The organism is Streptomyces sp. AMJ-169, assembly GCF_055597585.1.
The window spans coordinates 31,747-48,924 of the sequence record NZ_JBVLTJ010000015.1 but is presented as its reverse complement, the minus strand read 5'-3'; the positions used below and the strand labels follow the sequence as shown (position 1 = coordinate 48,924).

Sequence of the window (17,178 nt, the reverse complement as noted above, 5' to 3'; positions counted from 1 at the left end):
CGGGCCTGTGCAGTCTCGGCAATACGTGAACAACCGTCACGTCCGCTGGTCAGGCCCGCTCCAGGACCGCCGTCACCCCCTGTCCGCCGGCCGCGCAGATCGAGATCAACCCCCTTGCGGGAGCGTCCCGTTCGGCCAGCAGTTTGGCGAGCGTCGCGACGATCCGGGCGCCGGTCGCGGCGAAGGGGTGACCGGTCGCCAGTGAAGATCCGGTGACGTTGAGCCGGTCGCGGTCCACCGGCGCCAGGCCCTGCTTCTCCCAGGCCGCCAGCGTCGCCAACACTTGGGAGGCGAAGGCCTCGTGAACCTCCACGTAGTCGAAGTCCCCTATTTCCAGGCCCGTTCGGGCCAGCATCCGGGGTACCGCGTACGCGGGCGCCATCAGCAGCCCGTCCTCCCCGCCGGCCGCGTCCCCGCGCACGAAGTCGACCGCCGCCGTCTCGTAGGCCGTCAGATAGGCCAGCGGCTCCAGGCCGCGTGTCTCGGCCCACTCCTCCGAGGCCAGCAGGACGACGGCGGCGCCGTCGGTGAGCGGGGTCGAATTGCCCGCCGTCATCGTCGGGTTGGGGTCCTTGACGCCGAACACCGGCTTCAGGGCGGCGAGTTTCTCCGGTGTCGAGTCGGGGCGGAGGTTCTGGTCGCGTCTCAACTCCCGGAAGGGGACGACGAGATCGTCGAAGAAGCCCCTGTCGTAGGCCGCCGCGAGCCGCTGGTGGCTGGCCGCCGCGAGTTCGTCCTGGGCCTCGCGGGTGATGCCCCAGGCGCGGGCGGTCACCGCCGCGTGCTCGCCCATGGACAGGCCGGTGCGCGGCTCGGCGTTGCGGGGGATCTCGGGGACGAGGTGCCCCGGGCGGAGTTTCGCCAGCGCCCGCAGCCGCGCCCCGGCCGACTTCGCGCGGCGGGCCTCCAGCAGGATGCGGCGCAGCTCGTCGTGGACGCCCAGCGGGGCGTCGCTCGCGGTGTCGGCGCCGCCCGCGACCGCCGAGTCGGTCTGGCCGAGGGCGATCTTGTTGGCGGCGGCGATGACGGCTTGCAGCCCGGTGCCGCACGCCTGCTGGATGTCGTACGCCGGGGTGCGCGGGTCCAGTTTCGAGCCGAGGAGCGTCTCGCGGGCCAGGTTGAAGTCCCGGCTGTGCTTCAGCACCGCGCCGGCCACCAACTCGCCCACCACGCCCGGGACATTAGGGCCCTCCTGATGGATCTCCGCGGGAGAAGGAGCGGTGTTCGGTGCGTGCGATCGGCGTGCGGCGCGAAGGGTCATGTGGCGGAGCCACCTGTCCCTTCGCGCCGTGCGGCGAGCGTGCGTGCCGGGCATCGCGACGCCGCGGAGATCCATCAGGAGGGCCCTAGCCCGTAGCGCAGCGCGAGGCCGTTCACTGCGGCCGTCAGCAGCTCCTGGTTGGAGGCGGTGGCGTAGGGGCCGTCGGAGCGGGCGAAGGGGGTACGGGCGCCGCCGATCACCGCTACGCGGCGGGCGCGCGGGGGTTCGGCGGGGGGCTTCGGGTCGTTCTCGCGGACCAGTTCCAGAGGGCTCATGTCGACCTGTTCCTCACCTTTGACCTAGACTTACTCGCGGTAACCTTACTTGGGAGTAAGCATGTTGCGCCGGGCCGCGAGAGACGGGGCCGGAGGGCAGGGCGCCGGGAGACCGGGGGACTGGAGACGACCATGGCCGATCGCTATCTGAGCTTCGCCGCCACCGCGCCCGGCCGTTTCCTGACCCGCCGGCTCGGGCTGCCCCAGCCGGCGGTCCTGCACCGCTGGTCACCCGAACGTCCTTCTCTCACCGGCGACTTGGTTCACCTTACGGCGGGGGTGCCGGCGCCTGGGGTGGCAACGGTGCTGGAGCGTGCGGGACTTGGGGGTGGCGGTGCGGGGGGCGGCGGTGCGGGACTTGGGGGTGGTGGTGCGGGGGGCGGCGGTGCGGGACTTGGGGGTGGTGGTATGGGAAGCGACGGTGCGGGACTTGGGAGCGGCAGTACGGGAAGCGGCGGTTCCGGCTCCGGTCCCGGTCGTCCCGGCGCCGTCGTTCTCGACGCCACCGGCGTACGGGACATCGGCACCCTCGCCGATGTGCACGCCGCCCTGCACCCCGTCGTCCGGTCCGTCGCCGCCAGCGGGCGGATCGTCGTGCTCGGTGCCCCGCTCGACTCCGGTGATCCGCAACAGGCCGCCGTGCAGCAGGCGTTGGAGGGGTTCGTCCGGTCGCTCGGCAAGGAGGTCGGGCGGGGGCGGACCGTCAATCTCGTGCGGCTGGCCGATGCCGGGGCCGCCGAGTCGACGCTGCGGTTCCTGCTCTCGCCGAAGTCCGCGTACGTCAGCGGGCAGGTGATCTGCGTCGGGGGCGGGGAGGTGTACGACGGGGACTGGGCGTTGCCGCTGGCCGGGCGGACCGCGCTGGTCACCGGGGCCGCGCGGGGGATCGGGGCCGCCGTCGCCGAGACCCTTGCGCGGGACGGTGCCCATGTCGTCGTCCTCGATGTGCCTCAAGCCGAGTCGGACGCGCGGGAGTTGGCTGAGCGGATCGGGGGGCGGGCGCTCTTGCTGGACGTCACCGGGGGCGGTGCCGGGGAGCGGATCGCCGCCGAACTCCCTGACGGGCTTGATGTGTTGGTGCACAACGCCGGGATCACTCGGGACCGGCGGCTGGTCAACATGCCTGCCGAGCGGTGGAGTTCGGTCATCGACGTCAATCTGGCGAGTGTCCTGCGGACGACCGACGTGCTGCTCGCGAAGGGTGCCTTGCGGGCCGGCGGGCGGATCGTCGCGACGGCTTCCATCTCCGGGCTCGCCGGGAACGCCGGGCAGACCAACTATGCGGCGAGCAAAGCCGGGATCGCCGGTCTGGTAAGGGCGTTGGGGCCCAAGGCCTTCGCCGAGCACGGGGTCACCGTCAACGCCGTCGCCCCCGGGTTCATCGAGACGCAGATGACGGCCGCCGTACCGCTGTTCATCCGTGAGGCCGGGCGGCGGATGAACTCCCTTGCGCAGGGCGGGATTCCGGCGGACGTGGCGGAGACGACGGCGTGGCTGGCGCATCCGGGGTCGGGGGCGGTCAATGGGCAGGTGGTGCGGGTGTGCGGGCAGAGTTTGCTGGGGGCGTGATGGGTTTGTTGTCGCTGGGGGGTGGGGGCGATGTGCGGGTGGCTGCCGCCGGGGGGCCGATGGGCACGCCCTCCGCCCTGCCTACGCCCGCGCCTGGGGCTGACGGCGACGCCCATATCGCTGCCGCCGGGATCACCCCCTCCGCCTCGCCCACGTCGCTGCCAGGGGCTGACGGCGATGCGCGTGTGGCTGCCGCCGGTCCGATGGCGCCCTCCGCGTCCGCTCTGCTGCCGGGAGCTGGCAGCGATGTCCGGAGTCCGATGGCCACGCCCTCCGCGCTGCCCGCGCCGGGGGCTGAAGGCGACGCCCAGGTGGCTGCCGCCGGTCCGATGGCCACGCCCTCCTCGCTCGCGCCGCCGTCGGGGACTGACCGCGACGCCCATATCGCTGCTGCCGGAATCACCCCCTCCGCCTCGCCCACGTCGCTGCCAGGGGCTGACGGCGATGCGCGTGTGGCTGCCGCCGGTCCGATGGCGCCCTCCGCGTCCGCTCTGCTGCCGGGAGCTGGCAGCGATGTCCGGAGTCCGATGGCCACGCCCTCCGCGCTGCCCGCGCCGGGGGCTGAAGGCGACGCCCAGGTGGCTGCCGCCGGTCCGATGGCCACGCCCTCCTCGCTCGCGCCGCCGTCGGGGACTGACCGCGACGCCCATATCGCTGCTGCCGGAATCACCCCCTCCGCCTCGCCCACGTCGCTGCCAGAGGCTGACGGCGATGTGCGTGTGGCTGCCGCCGGTCCGATGGCGCTCTCCGCGTCCGCGCTGCTGCCGGGGGCTGAAGGCGACGCCCAGGTGGCTGCCGCCGGTCCGATGGGCACGACCTCCGCGTTCGCGTCGCCTCCGGGGGCTGACGGCGACGTTCGGGGTCCAACGGCCACGTCCTCCGCCCTGCCCGCGCCCGCGCCGGGGGCTGACGGTGACGCCCTCCTCGCTCGCGTCGCCTCCGGGGGCTGACGGTGACGCCCGTACCCCTGTCGCCGGGGTCGCTCCCTCCGTCTCGTCCGCGCCGCCGCCTCCGGAGGTCCGATGACCGCGCTCTCCCTCCTGCTCGCCCGCGGAGCGCTCCTCTCCCCCTTCAAACGGGCCCGTCCCGATGCCGAGTTCAGCCGTGATCCGCTTCTTTTGAGCGGGCTTCGGATCAACCTCGCCCGGCTGTCCGCGTACGAGCGGGTCTGTGGGTTCGCCGCCGGGGATGACTCGCTTCCCGTGACTTATCCGCATGTCCTCGGGTTCCCCCTCGCCATGCGGCTGATGAGCGCGCCCTCCTTTCCGTTGCCGTTGCTCGGGCTGGTTCATACCTCCGTCGAGATCACTCGGTACGACGAGCTCGCCGTGACCGGGGAGTACGAACTCGGTGTGCGGGTCGAGGAGTTGGTGGCGCATCGGCGGGGGACCGAGGCGGTGGTGCTGACCGAGTTGCGGCGTGGTGGGGGTGTCGTGTGGGAGTCGCGCAGTACGTATCTCGCGCGGCATCGTCAGGCCGATGGGTCAACTGAGCCTGCCAGCAGCCTTGTTGAGGATGCCGTCAGTCTGCCGCTGCTCGACGAGTGGCGGCTCGGTGGGGATGTGGGGCGGCGGTACGGGGACGTGTCCGGGGACCGTAATCCCATTCATCTGTATCCGCTGACGGCCCGGTTGTTCGGGTTTCCCCGGGCCATCGCGCACGGGATGTGGACGGTCGCCCGGTGCCTCGCCGCGCACGGGACGCCGGCGGGGGTGCGGCTGCGGGCGGAGTTCAAGGCGCCGGTGCCGCTGCCGTCGGCGGTGGTGTTCGCGTCGGACGGGGAACGGTTCGAGCTGCGGGAGGCCGGGGGGAAGGGGCGGGTGCATGTGCGGGGGCGGGTGGAGGCGTTGGGGCGCGCGTAGGGGGAGCGTGCGCGGAAGGCCTCCGGCGCGGTCCTCTTCGGAAGACCTCCGGCGAGGCGTTCTCTAAAGACCTCCAGCACGAGCCTCTCCAGAAGACCTCCAGCGCGGCGTCCTCGAAAGACCTCCAGCACGAGCCTCTCCAGAAGACCTCCAGCGCGGGCCTCCTCAGAAGACCCCCAACGCAGACCTCTCCGTAAGACCTCCAGCTTGAGCCCCTTCAGAAGGCCTCCAGCAAGGCGTCCTCGGAAGGCCTCCACCGCAGACCTCTCCGGAAGACCTCAGCTTGAGCCCCTCTGGAAGACCTCCGGCGAGGCGTCCTCGGAATGCTTCCGGCACCCCCCTCGGACGCCCTCCGCCCCCCGCCCCCCGCCCCCCAGAAGGCCCAACCCCTCGGCGCGAGCCTCCCCAAAAGCCCCAGCCCGAGCCCCCTCAAAAGACCCCAACCCCTCCCCGCCCCTCACTCCCCCGGCACCCCCCAAACCCTCCCCTCCATCAAACTCCCCAACCCCGCCCAGGCGAAGTTCATCAGTGTCGCCGCCGCCTCCCTCGCCGTCACGCCCTCCGTCGCGTTCGCCCAGTCCGCCAAGGACTCCGCCGCGCCCACCAACGCCTCGGCCAGGCCCGCCACTTCGCGTTCCGCCAGGTCGGGGTTGCGGTGGGCGTCACGCGCCGAGGCGACGATCAGTTGAGTCACGAACGCCACCAACTCCTCCCGCATCGCGGCGATCTCACCGGCGAACCGCTCCCCGTGCGTGCGGGCCTGGAGGTGCAGCACCGACCAGGCGTCCGGATGCTCGGCGGTGTGCGCGAAGAACGCCCGCAGGCCGTCCCAGAGTTGGCGGTCGGCGGGGACCTCCGTGGAGACCCCGGCGCGCACGGCGGTGACCAGTGCGGCGGCCTCGCGGCGGATGCACGCGGAGAAGAGGTCGTCCTTGGAGTTGAGGTAGAGATACACCAACGGCTTGGAGACACCGGCGAGTTCGGCGATCTCGTCCATCGAGGCGGCCATGTACCCACGGCGCCCGAAGGTCCGTACGGCGGCGTCCAGCATCTGCTGCTCACGGACCGCGCGCGGCATCCGCTTGGTCTTCACGGCACCCATGCGACCAAGGTTAGGGCCTGCCCGAAGCGCCGGTCACCGCCCGGAGAACGGCCCGCCGGAACCGGGTCGGACCGACGCCGACCGCGCCATCAGAAACGGCATCCGTCCCGGCATCACGCCGGCATCCATCCCGACATCACGCCGACGTCTGCCCCAACGATCACGCCAGCGTCTGCCCCGGCGATCAGGCCGGCGTCTGCCCCGGCGTCCCCGCCGCCCCCTGCGCCCCCTCAGCCACCTCATCCTCCTGCGACCGGTTCGCCTCCAGATTCGCCTTCATCCGGTCCACCCGCGCGACGACGTTCACGGACGCCCGGTCGCGCTCCCCCCGCAGCACGACGAAGCTGATCGGCGCGGACAGCACCAGGGAGAGCAGGACGATCCACATGCCGTTGGACTCGCCGAGCCCGCGCGGGACGATCCCGGAGTAGACGAGGCCCCAGACGGCCAAGAGGCAGCCCACGAAGATCCCGAGGCGCATCAGCGTGTAGCGGAGCATCTCAATCCACACTTCCGTGTCGAACAGTCGGAAGCCCCAAAAGGGGCACCGTCCAGTCAACCACGCCGGACCCGCGATCTTGGAGGGGGGTCACAGCACCCACCCGGAGGCACAGCGCACACCCCGGGGTCACAGCGCACACCCCGGCGATCACACCCCGCCCCCAGAGCCGGACACCCCACCCCCGTCCCCGAACACCCCCCACTCACCCCAACGGCAACAACATGACGACATCGTCCCGATCATCCCCCGGCGCCACCCGGATCGCGTCCGGTATCCGCCCGACCTCCTTGTACCCGCACGCCCCGTAGAACCGCTCGAGCCCGAGCCCGCCCCGGCAGCTCAGCCGGATCGCCTCGATGCCGGGGAACGAGCGGGCGGCGGACTCGGCGGCGGCGAGGAGGTCGCGGCCGTAGCCCTTGCCCTGGTGGCGGGGGTGGACCATCACCGTGTACAGCCACAGCCAGTGCGTCATCAGCGGGTGGGTGTTGAAGGTGAGGAAGGCCGTCGCCGCGACCCGCCCCTCCTCGTCGCGCCCGACCAGCAGCCGGGCGCGGCCCTCCACCAGCGCCGTCAGCTGCTTGAGCAGGGCGGGGCGGACGGTCTCGACGTCCACCCCGGGGACGAAGCCGACGGCGCCGCCCGCGTTGGAGACGTCCACCCACAGGTGGAGGATGCCGTCCCGCAGCTCGGGGGTGACGGCCGGGTCGAGGGTAAAGGTAAGGGCCACGGCAGCAGCGTAAGCCTTACCCGACGCCCCTTGGGTGGCCAACAGGTAAAGCCCCGGCCCACCCGCCGGACCCCGGCCCACCCGCAGCGCCCCGCCTCACACCCGCATCGGCTGCGGCGACTCCCTGCGCCCCGCGTCCGGCCCGTCGTACTCCCGGATGACCTCGTACCGCGTGTTCCGCTCCACCGGCCGGAAGCCCGCGTCCCGGATCAGGTCCAGCAGGTCCTCGCGGGTCAGCTTGTTCGGGGTGCCGTAGTCGTCCGCGTCGTGGGTGATCTTGTACTCGACGACCGAGCCGTCCATGTCGTCCGCGCCGTGCTGCAACGCCAGTTGGGCGGTCTGGACGCCGTGCATCACCCAGAAGACCTTGACGTGCGGGACGTTGTCGAACAGCAGGCGCGACACCGCGAACGTCTTCAGGGCCTCCGCGCCCGTCGCCATCTGGGTGCGCTCCTGGAGGCGGTTCCTGACCTTGCCGTCCTTCATGTCGACGAAGTCGTGCTGGTAGCGCAGCGGGATGAAGACCTGGAAACCGCCGGTCTCGTCCTGGAGTTCACGCAGCCGCAGCACGTGGTCGACGCGGTGGCGGGGCTCCTCGATGTGGCCGTACAGCATGGTGCACGGGGTCTTCAGACCCTTCTCGTGCGCCAGCCGGTGGATGCGCGACCAGTCCTCCCAGTGGGTGCGGTGGTCGACGATGTGCTGCCGGACCTCCCAGTCGAAGATCTCCGCGCCGCCGCCGGTCAGCGATTCGAGGCCGGCGTCGATGAGTTCGTCGAGGATCTCGGAGGCGGACAGGCCGGAGATCGTCTCGAAGTGGTGGATCTCCGTCGCCGTGAACGCCTTCAGCGACACCCCGGGCAGCGCGGCCTTCAGCTCGCGCAGCGAACGCGGGTAGTAGCGCCAAGGGAGGTTCGGGTGCAGGCCGTTGACGATGTGCAGCTCCGTGAGGTGCTCGCCCTCCATCTCCTTGGCCAGCCGCACGGCCTCCTCGATGCGCATCGTGTACGCGTCCTTCTCCCCCGGCTTGCGCTGGAAGGAGCAGTACGCGCACGACGCCGTGCACACGTTCGTCATGTTGAGATGCCGGTTGACGTTGAAGTGGACGACGTCACCGTTCTTGCGCGTGCGCACCTCGTGCGCGAGGCCGCCGAGCCAGGCCAGGTCGTCCGACGCGTACAGCGCGATGCCGTCCTCGCGGGTCAGCCGCTCGCCGGAGCGGACCTTCTCCTCCAGCTCGCGCTTGCGCCCGACGTCCATGCAACACACCTTTCGTACCGACCGAACCCGAACGATCCCCCACGCTACGCCCCCGCTACACCTCCTCCGGCAGCTCCCCCACCCGGTTCTCCCACTTCGTCGACAGGACGATCGTGGTCCGCGTCCGCGACACGCCCTTCGTCCCGCTCAGCCGCCGGATCAGCCGCTCCAGGCCGTCCACGTCGCCCGCGCGGACCTTGAGCATGAAGGAGTCGTCACCGGCGATGAACCAGCAGTCCTCGATCTCGCCGAACTCCTTCATCCGGCGCGCCACGTCCTCGTGGTCGGCGGCGTCGGACAGCGAGATGCCGATGAGCGCGCTCACCCCGAGGCCGAGGGACGCGGCGTTGACGGTCGCCCGGTAGCCGGTGATCACCCCGGCCGCCTCCAGCCGGTTGATGCGGTCGGTGACGCTGGGCCCCGAGAGCCCGACGAGCCGCCCCAGCTCCGCGTACGAGGCCCGGCCGTTCTCCCGCAGGGCCTGGATGAGCTGCCTGTCCACCGCGTCCATGCGCATGAAGCCTTCCGCTGAAAACATCCGTGAGAAAAGTTGACCTGAACTACTGCGCCGCGCCCAGCTCGCCCCGCCAGCGCCGGTACAGCCCGTGCGGCACCCCCACCGCGTCGAGCGCCCGCCCCGCGACGAAGTCGACGAGGTCCTGGATGTGCGTGGCCCCCGCGTAGAACCCGGGCGAGGCCGGTACGACGCTCGCCCCGGCGTCGTCGAGCGCGACCAGATGCCGCAGCGTCTGCCCGTTCAGCGGCGCCTCCCGGACACAGACCACGAGCGGGCGCCGCTCCTTGAGCGTGACGCTGGCCGCCCGCTGGAGCAGGTCCTTCGACAGCCCGAGCGCGACCCCCGCCACGCACGCCGTCGAGGCCGGCACGATCAGCATCCCCTTGGCGGGGTACGACCCCGACGACGGCCCCGCCGCCAGGTCGCCGGCGGCCCAGTACCGCACCCCGGCGAGGTCGGCGTCGTAGGTGTCCCGCTTGCCGTCGGCCCCCCGGCCGAGCCAGTCCGCGAGGTCGTCCCGCCAGTGGGCGTCCCGGAACGAGATGCCCGTCTCGTCCAGGAGGGTGAGCCGGGAGGCGCGGCTGACGACCAGGTCGACGGCCTCACCGGCGGCGAGGAGCCCCCGCAGCACCGAAGCGGCGTACGGCGTACCGGATGCCCCGGACACCCCCACGATCCAAGGCGTGCGCTGCGTTTCTCCTGCGTTCACATCTTGAGCGTACCGTCGGACGGAACACTCACAGCGTCAGCCCCCGCACCAGCAGATCGAGCAGCGCGCACACGAACAGCGCGATGCCGATGAACCCGTTGACGGAGAAGAACGCGCGGTTGAGGCGGGAGAGGTCGTGGGGCCGCACGATCGTGTGCTCGTACACGAACGCCCCTGCCACGACGGCCAGTCCGAGCCAGAAGAAGGCGCCCGCGCCGGTCGCGGCGGCGTACCAGACGAGCAGCCCGGTCGTGACGGCGTGGCAGCCGCGCGCCCCCCAGATCGCGGCCGGGATGCCGAAACGGGCCGGGACCGACCTGACCCCGGTCTCGCGGTCCGTCGCGACGTCCTGGCAGGCGTAGATCAGGTCGAAGCCGCCGATCCAGATGCCCACCGCGAGCCCCAGGATCACCGCGTCCCAGGACCACTCGCCGCTGATCGCGAGCCAGCCGCCGACCGGGCCCATCGCCTGCGCGAGCCCCAGGATGGCCTGCGGGAAGTTCGTGAACCGCTTCCCGTAGGGGTAGACGACCATCGGGATCACGGCGACGGGCGCGAGCGCCAGGCAGAGCGGGTTGAGCAGCGCGGCCGAGCCGAGGAAGACGACGACCGCGACGAGGGCACCGGTCCAGGCGTGCCGCACCGACATCGCGCCGGTCACCAGCTCGCGCTGGGCCGTACGGGGGTTACGGGCGTCGATCTCCCGGTCGATGATCCGGTTGACGGCCATCGCGAACGTCCGCAGGCCGACCATGCAGACGGTGACCAGGAGGAGCTTCGTCCAGTGGACGCTCTTGTCGGCCTGGTACATCGCGGTGAAGGCGGCGATGTAGGCGAAGGGGAGCGCGAAGACGGAGTGCTCGATCATGACGAGGCGCAAGAAAGCTTTCGTGCGCCCCGGTTGTGAGACGGCGGCTGCGGAGGTCACAGTCCGTACTCCTTCCAGCGGCGGTCGACCTTCGCCGCCGTATCCGGGTCGGACAGGACCATGTCCGGCCAGCCCCCGTCACGCGTGTAGCCCTCCTCGGGCCACTTCTTCGTCGCGTCGATGCCCGCCTTGCCGCCCCAGAACTGCTGGTAGGAGGCGTGGTCGAGGTGGTCGACGGGGCCTTCGACGACGCTCAGGTCGCGGGCGTAGTCGGTGTTGCCGAGGGCGCGCCAGGCGACCTCGTGCAGGTCGTGGACGTCGCAGTCGGAGTCGACGACCACGATGAGCTTCGTCAGGGACATCATGTGGGCGCCCCAGACCGCGTGCATCACCTTCTGCGCGTGCTTGGGGTACTTCTTGTCGATCGAGACGATCGCGCAGTTGTGGAAGCCGCCGGACTCGGGGAGGTGGTAGTCCACGATGTCCGGGACGATGATCTTCAGCAGGGGGAGGAAGAAGCGCTCGGTGGCGCGGCCCAGCGGTCCGTCCTCGGTCGGGGGGCGGCCGACGACGATCGACTGGAGCAGCGGGCGCTTGCGCATCGTCACGCAGTCGATCTTCAGCGCGGGGAACGGCTCCTGGGGCGTGTAGAACCCGGTGTGGTCGCCGAACGGCCCCTCGGGCAGCATCTCGCCGGGCTCCAGCCAGCCCTCGATGACGACCTCGGCGTTGGCCGGGACCTGGAGCGGGACGGTCTTGCAGTCGACCATCTCGATCCGCTTGCCCGCGATGAACCCGGCGAAGAGGTATTCGTCGATGTCGCCGGGGAGCGGGGCGGTGGAGGCGTACGTCACGGCGGGCGGGCAGCCGAAGGCGATCGCGACCGGCAGCCGCTCGCCCCGGCGGGCGGCGACCTGGTAGTGGTTGCGGCTGTCCTTGTGGATCTGCCAGTGCATGCCGATGGTCCGCTTGTCGTGCCGCTGGAGGCGGTACAGGCCGAGGTTGCGGATGCCGGACTCGGGGTCCTTGGTGTGCGTGAGGCCCAGGTTGAAGAACGAGCCGCCGTCCTGGGGCCAGGTGAAGAGCGCGGGCAGCTGGTCGAGGTCGACGTCGTCGCCCTGGAGGACGACCTCCTGGACCGGCGCCTCCTTGACCTTCTTCGGCGGTACGTGCGTCATCGCGCCGAGCTTGCCGAACGCCTCGCGTACGCCGATGAAGCCGTGCGGGAGTTCGGGGCGCAGCAGGCCGCCGATCTTGTCGGAGATGTCGGCGTAGGACTTCAGTCCGAGGGCTTTGAGCAGGCGGCGGTCGGTGCCGAAGACGTTCATCGCGAGGGGCATCGCGGAGCCCTTCACGTTCTCGAAGAGGAGCGCGGGGCCGCCGGACTTCTGGACGCGGTCGACGATCTCCCCGATCTCCAGGTAGGGGTCGACCTCGGCCTTCACACGCTTGAGGTCGCCTTCGCGTTCCAGGGCCCGGAGGAGGGAGCGGAGATCGTCGTAAGCCATGTGTCCCAGTATCGCCGAGGGGGATGAGGGGCCGGTCGGCGGGAGGTGCGGGTCTGGTTTTTTCCTACCCGTTACCCTTGGCCGCATCCGACTGCACATCCTTGGGGGAAGCCGCCGCGATGCTCAGAGTCCTGATGTTCCTGGTGCCGCTGGCGCTGACGGTCTACGCGCTGATCGACTGCCTCAACACGCCCGAGGACGAGGCGAAGCACCTTCCGAAGGTCGCGTGGGTGTTCCTGATCCTGCTGTTCTGGCTGGTGGGGCCGATCGTGTGGCTGGTGGCGGGGAAGGTGCGCAACCCTCCGACCGGGGGCCGTACACCGTCGGAGTGGCACCGGGGGCACACCTGGGTCGCGCCCGACGACAACCCCGAGTTCCTGAAGTCCCTCCGCGAGGAGGAGAACAAGAAGGACGAGGCGCTGCTGAAGGACTGGGAGGCGGATCTTCGGCGGCGGGAGGAGGAGTTGCGGCGCAAGGATTCTCGGGATTCTCGGGATTCTCGGGACTTCGGGGACGAGTCCAAGGAGGGGTAGGGCTGGGCTAGGGCGCGTTCTCGCTGGTGAGGGGGCGTTGTCAGTGGTGGCTGCGAGACTCGCCGCATGACGGTCACCGATCCGAAGGCGGACCTGGTCCGCTATCTGCGCGAAGCCCGCGAGGCCCTGCTGTGGAAGCTGGACGGCCTCTCCGAGTACGACGTACGCCGCCCGCTGACGCCGACGGGGACGAATCTGCTGGGGCTGGTCAAGCATGCGGCCGGGGTGGAACTGGGGTATTTCGGCGACACGTTCGGCCGCCCCTACTTCACTGAGAGCCCTCCGGCGTGGTGGTACACCCAGGACGCCGAGCCCCAGGCCGACATGTACGCGACCGCCGAGGAGTCCCGCGCGGACATCACGTCCCTGTACCGCGCGGCCTGGGCCCACTCCGACGCGACCATCGCCGCCCTGCCGCTGGAGGCGGTCGGCCAGGTCCCGTGGTGGCCGAAGGAACGGCGCGCGGCGACGTTGCATCACTTGCTGACCCGAGTCATCGCCGACACGAACCGGCATGCCGGGCACGCGGACATCGTGCGTGAACTCATCGACGGGGCGGTGGGGTTGATCCCGGGGAGCAGCAGCTTGCCGGAGGGGGACCGGGGTTGGTGGGAGGGGTATCGGGGGCGGTTGGAGGGGATCGCGCGGGAGGCGGGGGGTGCTGGGCAGTAAGGTCCCGCCGGTTTTGCGGGGACGGAAGCTTTGCGGTGCTGGAAGCTCTGCGGGGCCGGAAGCTTGGCGGGACCGGAAGCTTGGCGGGGCCGGAAGCTCTGCGGGGCCGGAAGCTTTGCCGCGCCGGAAGCTCTACGGGGCCGGAAGCTTGGCGGGACCGAAAGTTCGCGGCGCCGGAAGCTTTGCCGCGCCGGAAGTTCTGCGGTGCTGGAAGCTCTGTGGGGCCGGGTGCTTCGCGGGGCTACTCCCCGATGTCCTCGTTCCACAGCTCCGGGTTCTTCTCGATGAACTCCCGCATCAGGGACGCGCATTCGGCGTCGTCGAGGAGGACGATCTCCACTCCGTGTTCGGCCAGCCAGTCGTGTCCGCCCTGGAAGGTCTCCGCCTCCCCGATGACGACCCTGGAGATGCCGAACTGCCGGACCAGGCCCGAGCAGTACCAGCACGGGGAGAGGGTCGTCACCATGGTCGTCCCGGCGTACGACCGCTGCCGGCCCGCCGCCCGGAAGGCCGCCGTCTCGGCGTGCGTGGAGGGGTCGCCGTCCTGGACCCTGCGGTTGTGGCCCCGGCCGAGGAGCGTGCCGTCGGCGCCGTAGAGCGCGGCCCCGATGGGAACACCCCCCTCAGCGAGCCCGGCCCGCGCCTCCCCCACGGCGACACCCAGCCATTCGCGGGCCTCGGCTTCCGGCACTGACCGGTTCGGCAGCTTCATGGCGCCCACTGTCCAGGGGGCGGGGGTACGGGGCAAGCCCGCCCCCAGCCTCCCCACGTCCAGATGAACACCCCCCACCCCCCTCTCACCAAACCTGTACTCCTCCTTTTCTTGAACCGTTCGTGTTTGTGGGGGTAGGTTGGTCCTATGACCGCATCCGGAACCCCTACCCCCGCCGAAGAGCTGCGCGGTGTCGGCCTGCGGGTGACGGCCGCGAGGGTCGCGCTGCTCGACACGGTGCGCACGGGAGATCATCTGGGCGTCGACGCCATCGCCGCCGGGGTGCGCGAACGTGTGGGGCATGTTTCTGTTCAGGCCGTATATGAGGGGCTGCACGCCCTCACCTCGGCCGGACTCATCCGACGTATCGAACCGGCCGGCAGCCCGGCCCGGTTCGAGGGCCGCGTCGGCGACAACCACCACCACCTCATATGCAGGACGTGCGGAACCGTCGTCGACGTGGACTGCGCGGTGGGCCACGCCCCCTGCCTCACCGCCGCGAACGACCACGGCTTCCGCATCGACGAGGCCGAGGTCGTCTACTGGGGCCTGTGCCCCGCCTGTGCCTGACGGCCACCGCCACCCAAAAACTTCACCGCCACCCAAAGACTTCACCGTCACCCAAAGACTTCACCGCCGCCCAAAGACTTCACCGCCAGAACCTCACCACCTGAACACCCTGCCTGAGCGACCCCTCGCACATCCCGAAGCGCGCTCAGCTCCGAAAGGAACCCCCGAAATGTCCGAGAACGCCGCAGAAGCAAAGTGCCCGGTGGCCCACGACGGCCGTGCACTGCACCCCACGCAGGGCGGCGGGAACCGTCAGTGGTGGCCGGACCGGCTCAACCTGAAGATCCTCGCGAAGAACCCGGTGGTCGCCAACCCCCTCGGCGGTGACTTCGACTACGCCGAGGCGTTCAAGTCCCTCGACCTGCCCGCCGTGAAACGCGACATCGAGGAAGTCCTCACCACCTCGCAGGACTGGTGGCCCGCCGACTTCGGCCACTACGGCCCGTTCATGATCCGGATGGCCTGGCACTCGGCCGGTACGTACCGCATCAGCGACGGCCGCGGCGGCGCCGGCGCCGGCCAGCAGCGCTTCGCCCCGCTGAACAGCTGGCCGGACAACGCCAACCTGGACAAGGCCCGCCGCCTGCTGTGGCCGGTGAAGAAGAAGTACGGCCAGAGCCTGTCCTGGGCCGACCTGATGATCCTCGCCGGCAACGTGGCCCTGGAGTCCATGGGCTTCACCACGTTCGGCTTCTCCGGTGGCCGCGCGGACGTCTGGGAGTCCGAGGAGGACGTCTACTGGGGCCCCGAGCAGACCTGGCTCGACGACCGGCGCTACACCGGCGACCGCCAGCTGGAGGAGCCCCTGGGTGCCGTCCAGATGGGTCTGATCTACGTCAACCCCGAGGGCCCCAACGGCAACCCGGACCCGATCGCCGCCGCCCGCGACATCCGTGAGACGTTCCGCCGGATGGCGATGAACGACGAGGAGACGGTCGCCCTCATCGCCGGCGGTCACACCTTCGGCAAGACCCACGGCGCGGCCTCCGACTCCCACGTCGGCGCCGACCCCGAGGGCGCCTCCATGGAGGAGCAGGGCCTGGGCTGGAAGAACAGCTACGGCACCGGCAAGGGCGCGGACACCATCACGTCCGGCCTGGAGGTCACCTGGACCACCACGCCGACCAAGTGGTCGAACAACTTCTTCTGGAACCTCTTCAGCTTCGAGTGGGAGCTGACCGAGTCCCCGGCCGGCGCCAAGCAGTGGAAGCCGAAGAACGGCGCCGGCGAGGGCACCGTCCCCTCGGCGCACGACGCGTCCAAGAAGATCGCGCCGAACATGCTCACCACCGACCTGGCGCTGCGCTTCGACCCGGTCTACGAGCAGATCTCCCGCCGCTTCCTGGAGAACCCCGACCAGTTCGCGGACGCCTTCGCCCGCGCCTGGTACAAGCTCACCCACCGTGACCTGGGCCCGAAGGTCCTGCACCTGGGCGCCGAGGTCCCGGCCGAGACGCTGATCTGGCAGGACCCGCTGCCGCAGGCCGAGGGCGAGGCCATCGACGCGGCCGACGTCACCGCGCTGAAGGCGAAGATCCTCGCCTCCGACCTCACGGTCTCGCAGCTGGTCTCCGTCGCCTGGGCGTCGGCGTCCACCTTCCGCGGCAGCGACAAGCGCGGCGGCGCCAACGGCGCCCGCATCCGCCTGGAGCCGCAGCGCGGCTGGGAGGCCAACGAGCCCGAGCAGCTCGCGCAGGTCCTCCGTGTCCTCGAAGGCATCCAGGCCGAGTTCAACGGCCAGGGCGCCAAGAAGGTCTCCCTCGCCGACCTGATCGTCCTCGGCGGCGCCGCCGCGGTCGAGAAGGCCGCCAAGGACGGCGGGTACGACGTCGAGGTCCCGTTCACCCCGGGCCGCGTCGACGCGGGCGAGGAGCACACGGACGCCGAGTCGTTCGCGGCCCTGGAGCCGCAGGCCGACGGGTTCCGCAACTACTACGGCAAGAGCAACCGCCTCCCCGCCGAGTACCTGCTGCTGGACCGCGCCAACCTGCTCACCCTGACCGCCCCCGAGCTGACCGTCCTCGTCGGCGGCCTGCGCGCCCTGGGCGTCTCGCACGGTGAGACCAAGGCCGGCGTCCTCACGGACCGCCCGGGCGTCCTGTCGAACGACTTCTTCGTCAACCTGCTCGACCTGGGCACGACGTGGAAGGGCACCGACGCCTCCCAGACCGCGTTCGAGGGCCGCGTGGACGGCGCGCTGAAGTGGACCGGCACCCGTGCCGACCTGGTCTTCGGCTCCAACTCCGAGCTGCGCGCCCTCGCCGAGGTGTACGCGAGCGACGACGCGAAGGCCAAGTTCGTCACGGACTTCGTCGCCGCCTGGGCGAAGGTCGCCGACCTGGACCGGTTCGACGTCCGCGCCTGACTCTCAGGGCACCGGCGCCTGACCTTCCAGGCGCCCGTGCCTGACCGAGGCTCAAGTTCCCTTACCTGAGGGGAACTTGACGTCCCGGGCCCCCTCCCCGAGCCGACTCGGGCGAGCGGGCCCGGGACTTCGGTGTTTCCCCCGTATGTATTTCTTGTACGAACTT

Annotated in this window: 16 protein-coding genes and 2 pseudogenes; 7 read left to right on the top strand and 11 right to left on the bottom strand. The window is 70.7% G+C overall.

Features of this window, described 5'->3' with window-relative positions; genetic code table 11:
• Nucleotides 1–49: 49 nt before the first annotated feature.
• Both ACYUD3_RS30910 and ACYUD3_RS30905 read right to left on the bottom strand, forming a co-directional pair.
• Nucleotides 50–1,177 (bottom strand): annotated as a pseudogene (locus tag ACYUD3_RS30910) (acetyl-CoA C-acetyltransferase); the annotation flags it as partial.
• Between the two features lie 165 nt (nucleotides 1,178–1,342).
• Nucleotides 1,343–1,536: pseudogene (locus tag ACYUD3_RS30905) on the bottom strand (acetyl-CoA C-acetyltransferase); the annotation flags it as partial.
• Between the two features lie 132 nt (nucleotides 1,537–1,668).
• On the opposite strand from ACYUD3_RS30905, the gene ACYUD3_RS30900 reads away from it, so the two are divergent.
• The 3 genes from ACYUD3_RS30900 to ACYUD3_RS30890 all read left to right on the top strand — a co-directional run bounded on the left by ACYUD3_RS30900 (nucleotide 1,669) and on the right by ACYUD3_RS30890 (nucleotide 4,967).
• Nucleotides 1,669–3,105 carry a 3-oxoacyl-ACP reductase gene (locus ACYUD3_RS30900; RefSeq protein ID WP_470977033.1) on the top strand — a complete coding sequence of 479 codons (1,437 nt, stop codon included), beginning with the start codon at nucleotides 1,669–1,671 and terminating at the stop codon, nucleotides 3,103–3,105.
• Nucleotides 3,106–3,632: 527 nt separating this feature from the next.
• Complete coding sequence (locus ACYUD3_RS30895; protein ID WP_470977030.1) at nucleotides 3,633–4,055, top strand: hypothetical protein; 423 nt, start codon at nucleotides 3,633–3,635, stop codon at nucleotides 4,053–4,055.
• Nucleotides 4,056–4,127: 72 nt separating this feature from the next.
• Complete coding sequence (locus tag ACYUD3_RS30890) at nucleotides 4,128–4,967, top strand: MaoC family dehydratase (RefSeq protein ID WP_470977027.1); 840 nt, start codon at nucleotides 4,128–4,130, stop codon at nucleotides 4,965–4,967.
• Between the two features lie 457 nt (nucleotides 4,968–5,424).
• On the opposite strand, the gene ACYUD3_RS30885 is transcribed toward ACYUD3_RS30890, so the two are convergent.
• The 8 genes from ACYUD3_RS30885 to ACYUD3_RS30850 all read right to left on the bottom strand — a co-directional run bounded on the left by ACYUD3_RS30885 (nucleotide 5,425) and on the right by ACYUD3_RS30850 (nucleotide 12,160).
• Nucleotides 5,425–6,069, bottom strand: coding sequence for a TetR/AcrR family transcriptional regulator (locus ACYUD3_RS30885; protein WP_470977024.1), 645 nt, complete (start codon nucleotides 6,067–6,069; stop codon nucleotides 5,425–5,427).
• Nucleotides 6,070–6,253: 184 nt separating this feature from the next.
• Complete coding sequence (locus ACYUD3_RS30880; protein WP_470977021.1) at nucleotides 6,254–6,568, bottom strand: DUF4229 domain-containing protein; 315 nt, start codon at nucleotides 6,566–6,568, stop codon at nucleotides 6,254–6,256.
• Between the two features lie 205 nt (nucleotides 6,569–6,773).
• Nucleotides 6,774–7,298, bottom strand: a complete 525-nt coding sequence (locus ACYUD3_RS30875) for a GNAT family N-acetyltransferase (RefSeq protein WP_470977018.1) — start codon at nucleotides 7,296–7,298, stop codon at nucleotides 6,774–6,776.
• 96 nt (nucleotides 7,299–7,394) lie between these two features.
• Nucleotides 7,395–8,558 (bottom strand): aminofutalosine synthase MqnE, encoded by a 1,164-nt coding sequence (gene mqnE / locus ACYUD3_RS30870; protein WP_470977015.1) that lies wholly within the window; start codon nucleotides 8,556–8,558, stop codon nucleotides 7,395–7,397.
• Nucleotides 8,559–8,613: 55 nt separating this feature from the next.
• Nucleotides 8,614–9,069, bottom strand: coding sequence for an Lrp/AsnC family transcriptional regulator (locus ACYUD3_RS30865; protein ID WP_470977380.1), 456 nt, complete (start codon nucleotides 9,067–9,069; stop codon nucleotides 8,614–8,616).
• Between the two features lie 49 nt (nucleotides 9,070–9,118).
• Entirely contained in the window at nucleotides 9,119–9,784 is a 666-nt protein-coding gene (locus ACYUD3_RS30860; protein ID WP_470977012.1) for a UbiX family flavin prenyltransferase, read from the bottom strand.
• 28 nt (nucleotides 9,785–9,812) lie between these two features.
• A complete protein-coding gene (gene mqnP / locus ACYUD3_RS30855; RefSeq protein ID WP_470977009.1) occupies nucleotides 9,813–10,712 on the bottom strand; it encodes a menaquinone biosynthesis prenyltransferase MqnP in 900 nt (299 codons plus the stop codon).
• Complete coding sequence (locus ACYUD3_RS30850; RefSeq protein WP_470977006.1) at nucleotides 10,709–12,160, bottom strand: menaquinone biosynthesis decarboxylase; 1,452 nt, start codon at nucleotides 12,158–12,160, stop codon at nucleotides 10,709–10,711. The genes mqnP and ACYUD3_RS30850 overlap by 4 nt, the downstream gene beginning before the upstream one ends.
• A gap of 119 nt (nucleotides 12,161–12,279) precedes the next feature.
• Between ACYUD3_RS30850 and ACYUD3_RS30845 the strand changes: the two genes are divergently transcribed.
• Nucleotides 12,280–12,693 carry a PLD nuclease N-terminal domain-containing protein gene (locus tag ACYUD3_RS30845; protein ID WP_470977003.1) on the top strand — a complete coding sequence of 138 codons (414 nt, stop codon included), beginning with the start codon at nucleotides 12,280–12,282 and terminating at the stop codon, nucleotides 12,691–12,693.
• A gap of 66 nt (nucleotides 12,694–12,759) precedes the next feature.
• A complete protein-coding gene (locus tag ACYUD3_RS30840; protein ID WP_470977000.1) occupies nucleotides 12,760–13,365 on the top strand; it encodes a DinB family protein in 606 nt (201 codons plus the stop codon).
• A 241-nt stretch (nucleotides 13,366–13,606) separates the two neighbouring features.
• On the opposite strand, the gene ACYUD3_RS30835 is transcribed toward ACYUD3_RS30840, so the two are convergent.
• Nucleotides 13,607–14,077, bottom strand: coding sequence for a nucleoside deaminase (locus ACYUD3_RS30835; RefSeq protein ID WP_470976997.1), 471 nt, complete (start codon nucleotides 14,075–14,077; stop codon nucleotides 13,607–13,609).
• Between the two features lie 147 nt (nucleotides 14,078–14,224).
• On the opposite strand from ACYUD3_RS30835, the gene ACYUD3_RS30830 reads away from it, so the two are divergent.
• Together ACYUD3_RS30830 and katG are read left to right on the top strand one after the other, a co-directional pair.
• Nucleotides 14,225–14,647, top strand: coding sequence for a Fur family transcriptional regulator (locus ACYUD3_RS30830; protein WP_470976994.1), 423 nt, complete (start codon nucleotides 14,225–14,227; stop codon nucleotides 14,645–14,647).
• 169 nt (nucleotides 14,648–14,816) lie between these two features.
• Nucleotides 14,817–17,012: a catalase/peroxidase HPI gene (katG, locus tag ACYUD3_RS30825; RefSeq protein WP_470976991.1), complete on the top strand. Its 2,196-nt coding sequence runs from the start codon at nucleotides 14,817–14,819 to the stop codon at nucleotides 17,010–17,012.
• The last annotated feature ends 166 nt before the right edge of the window (nucleotides 17,013–17,178 follow it).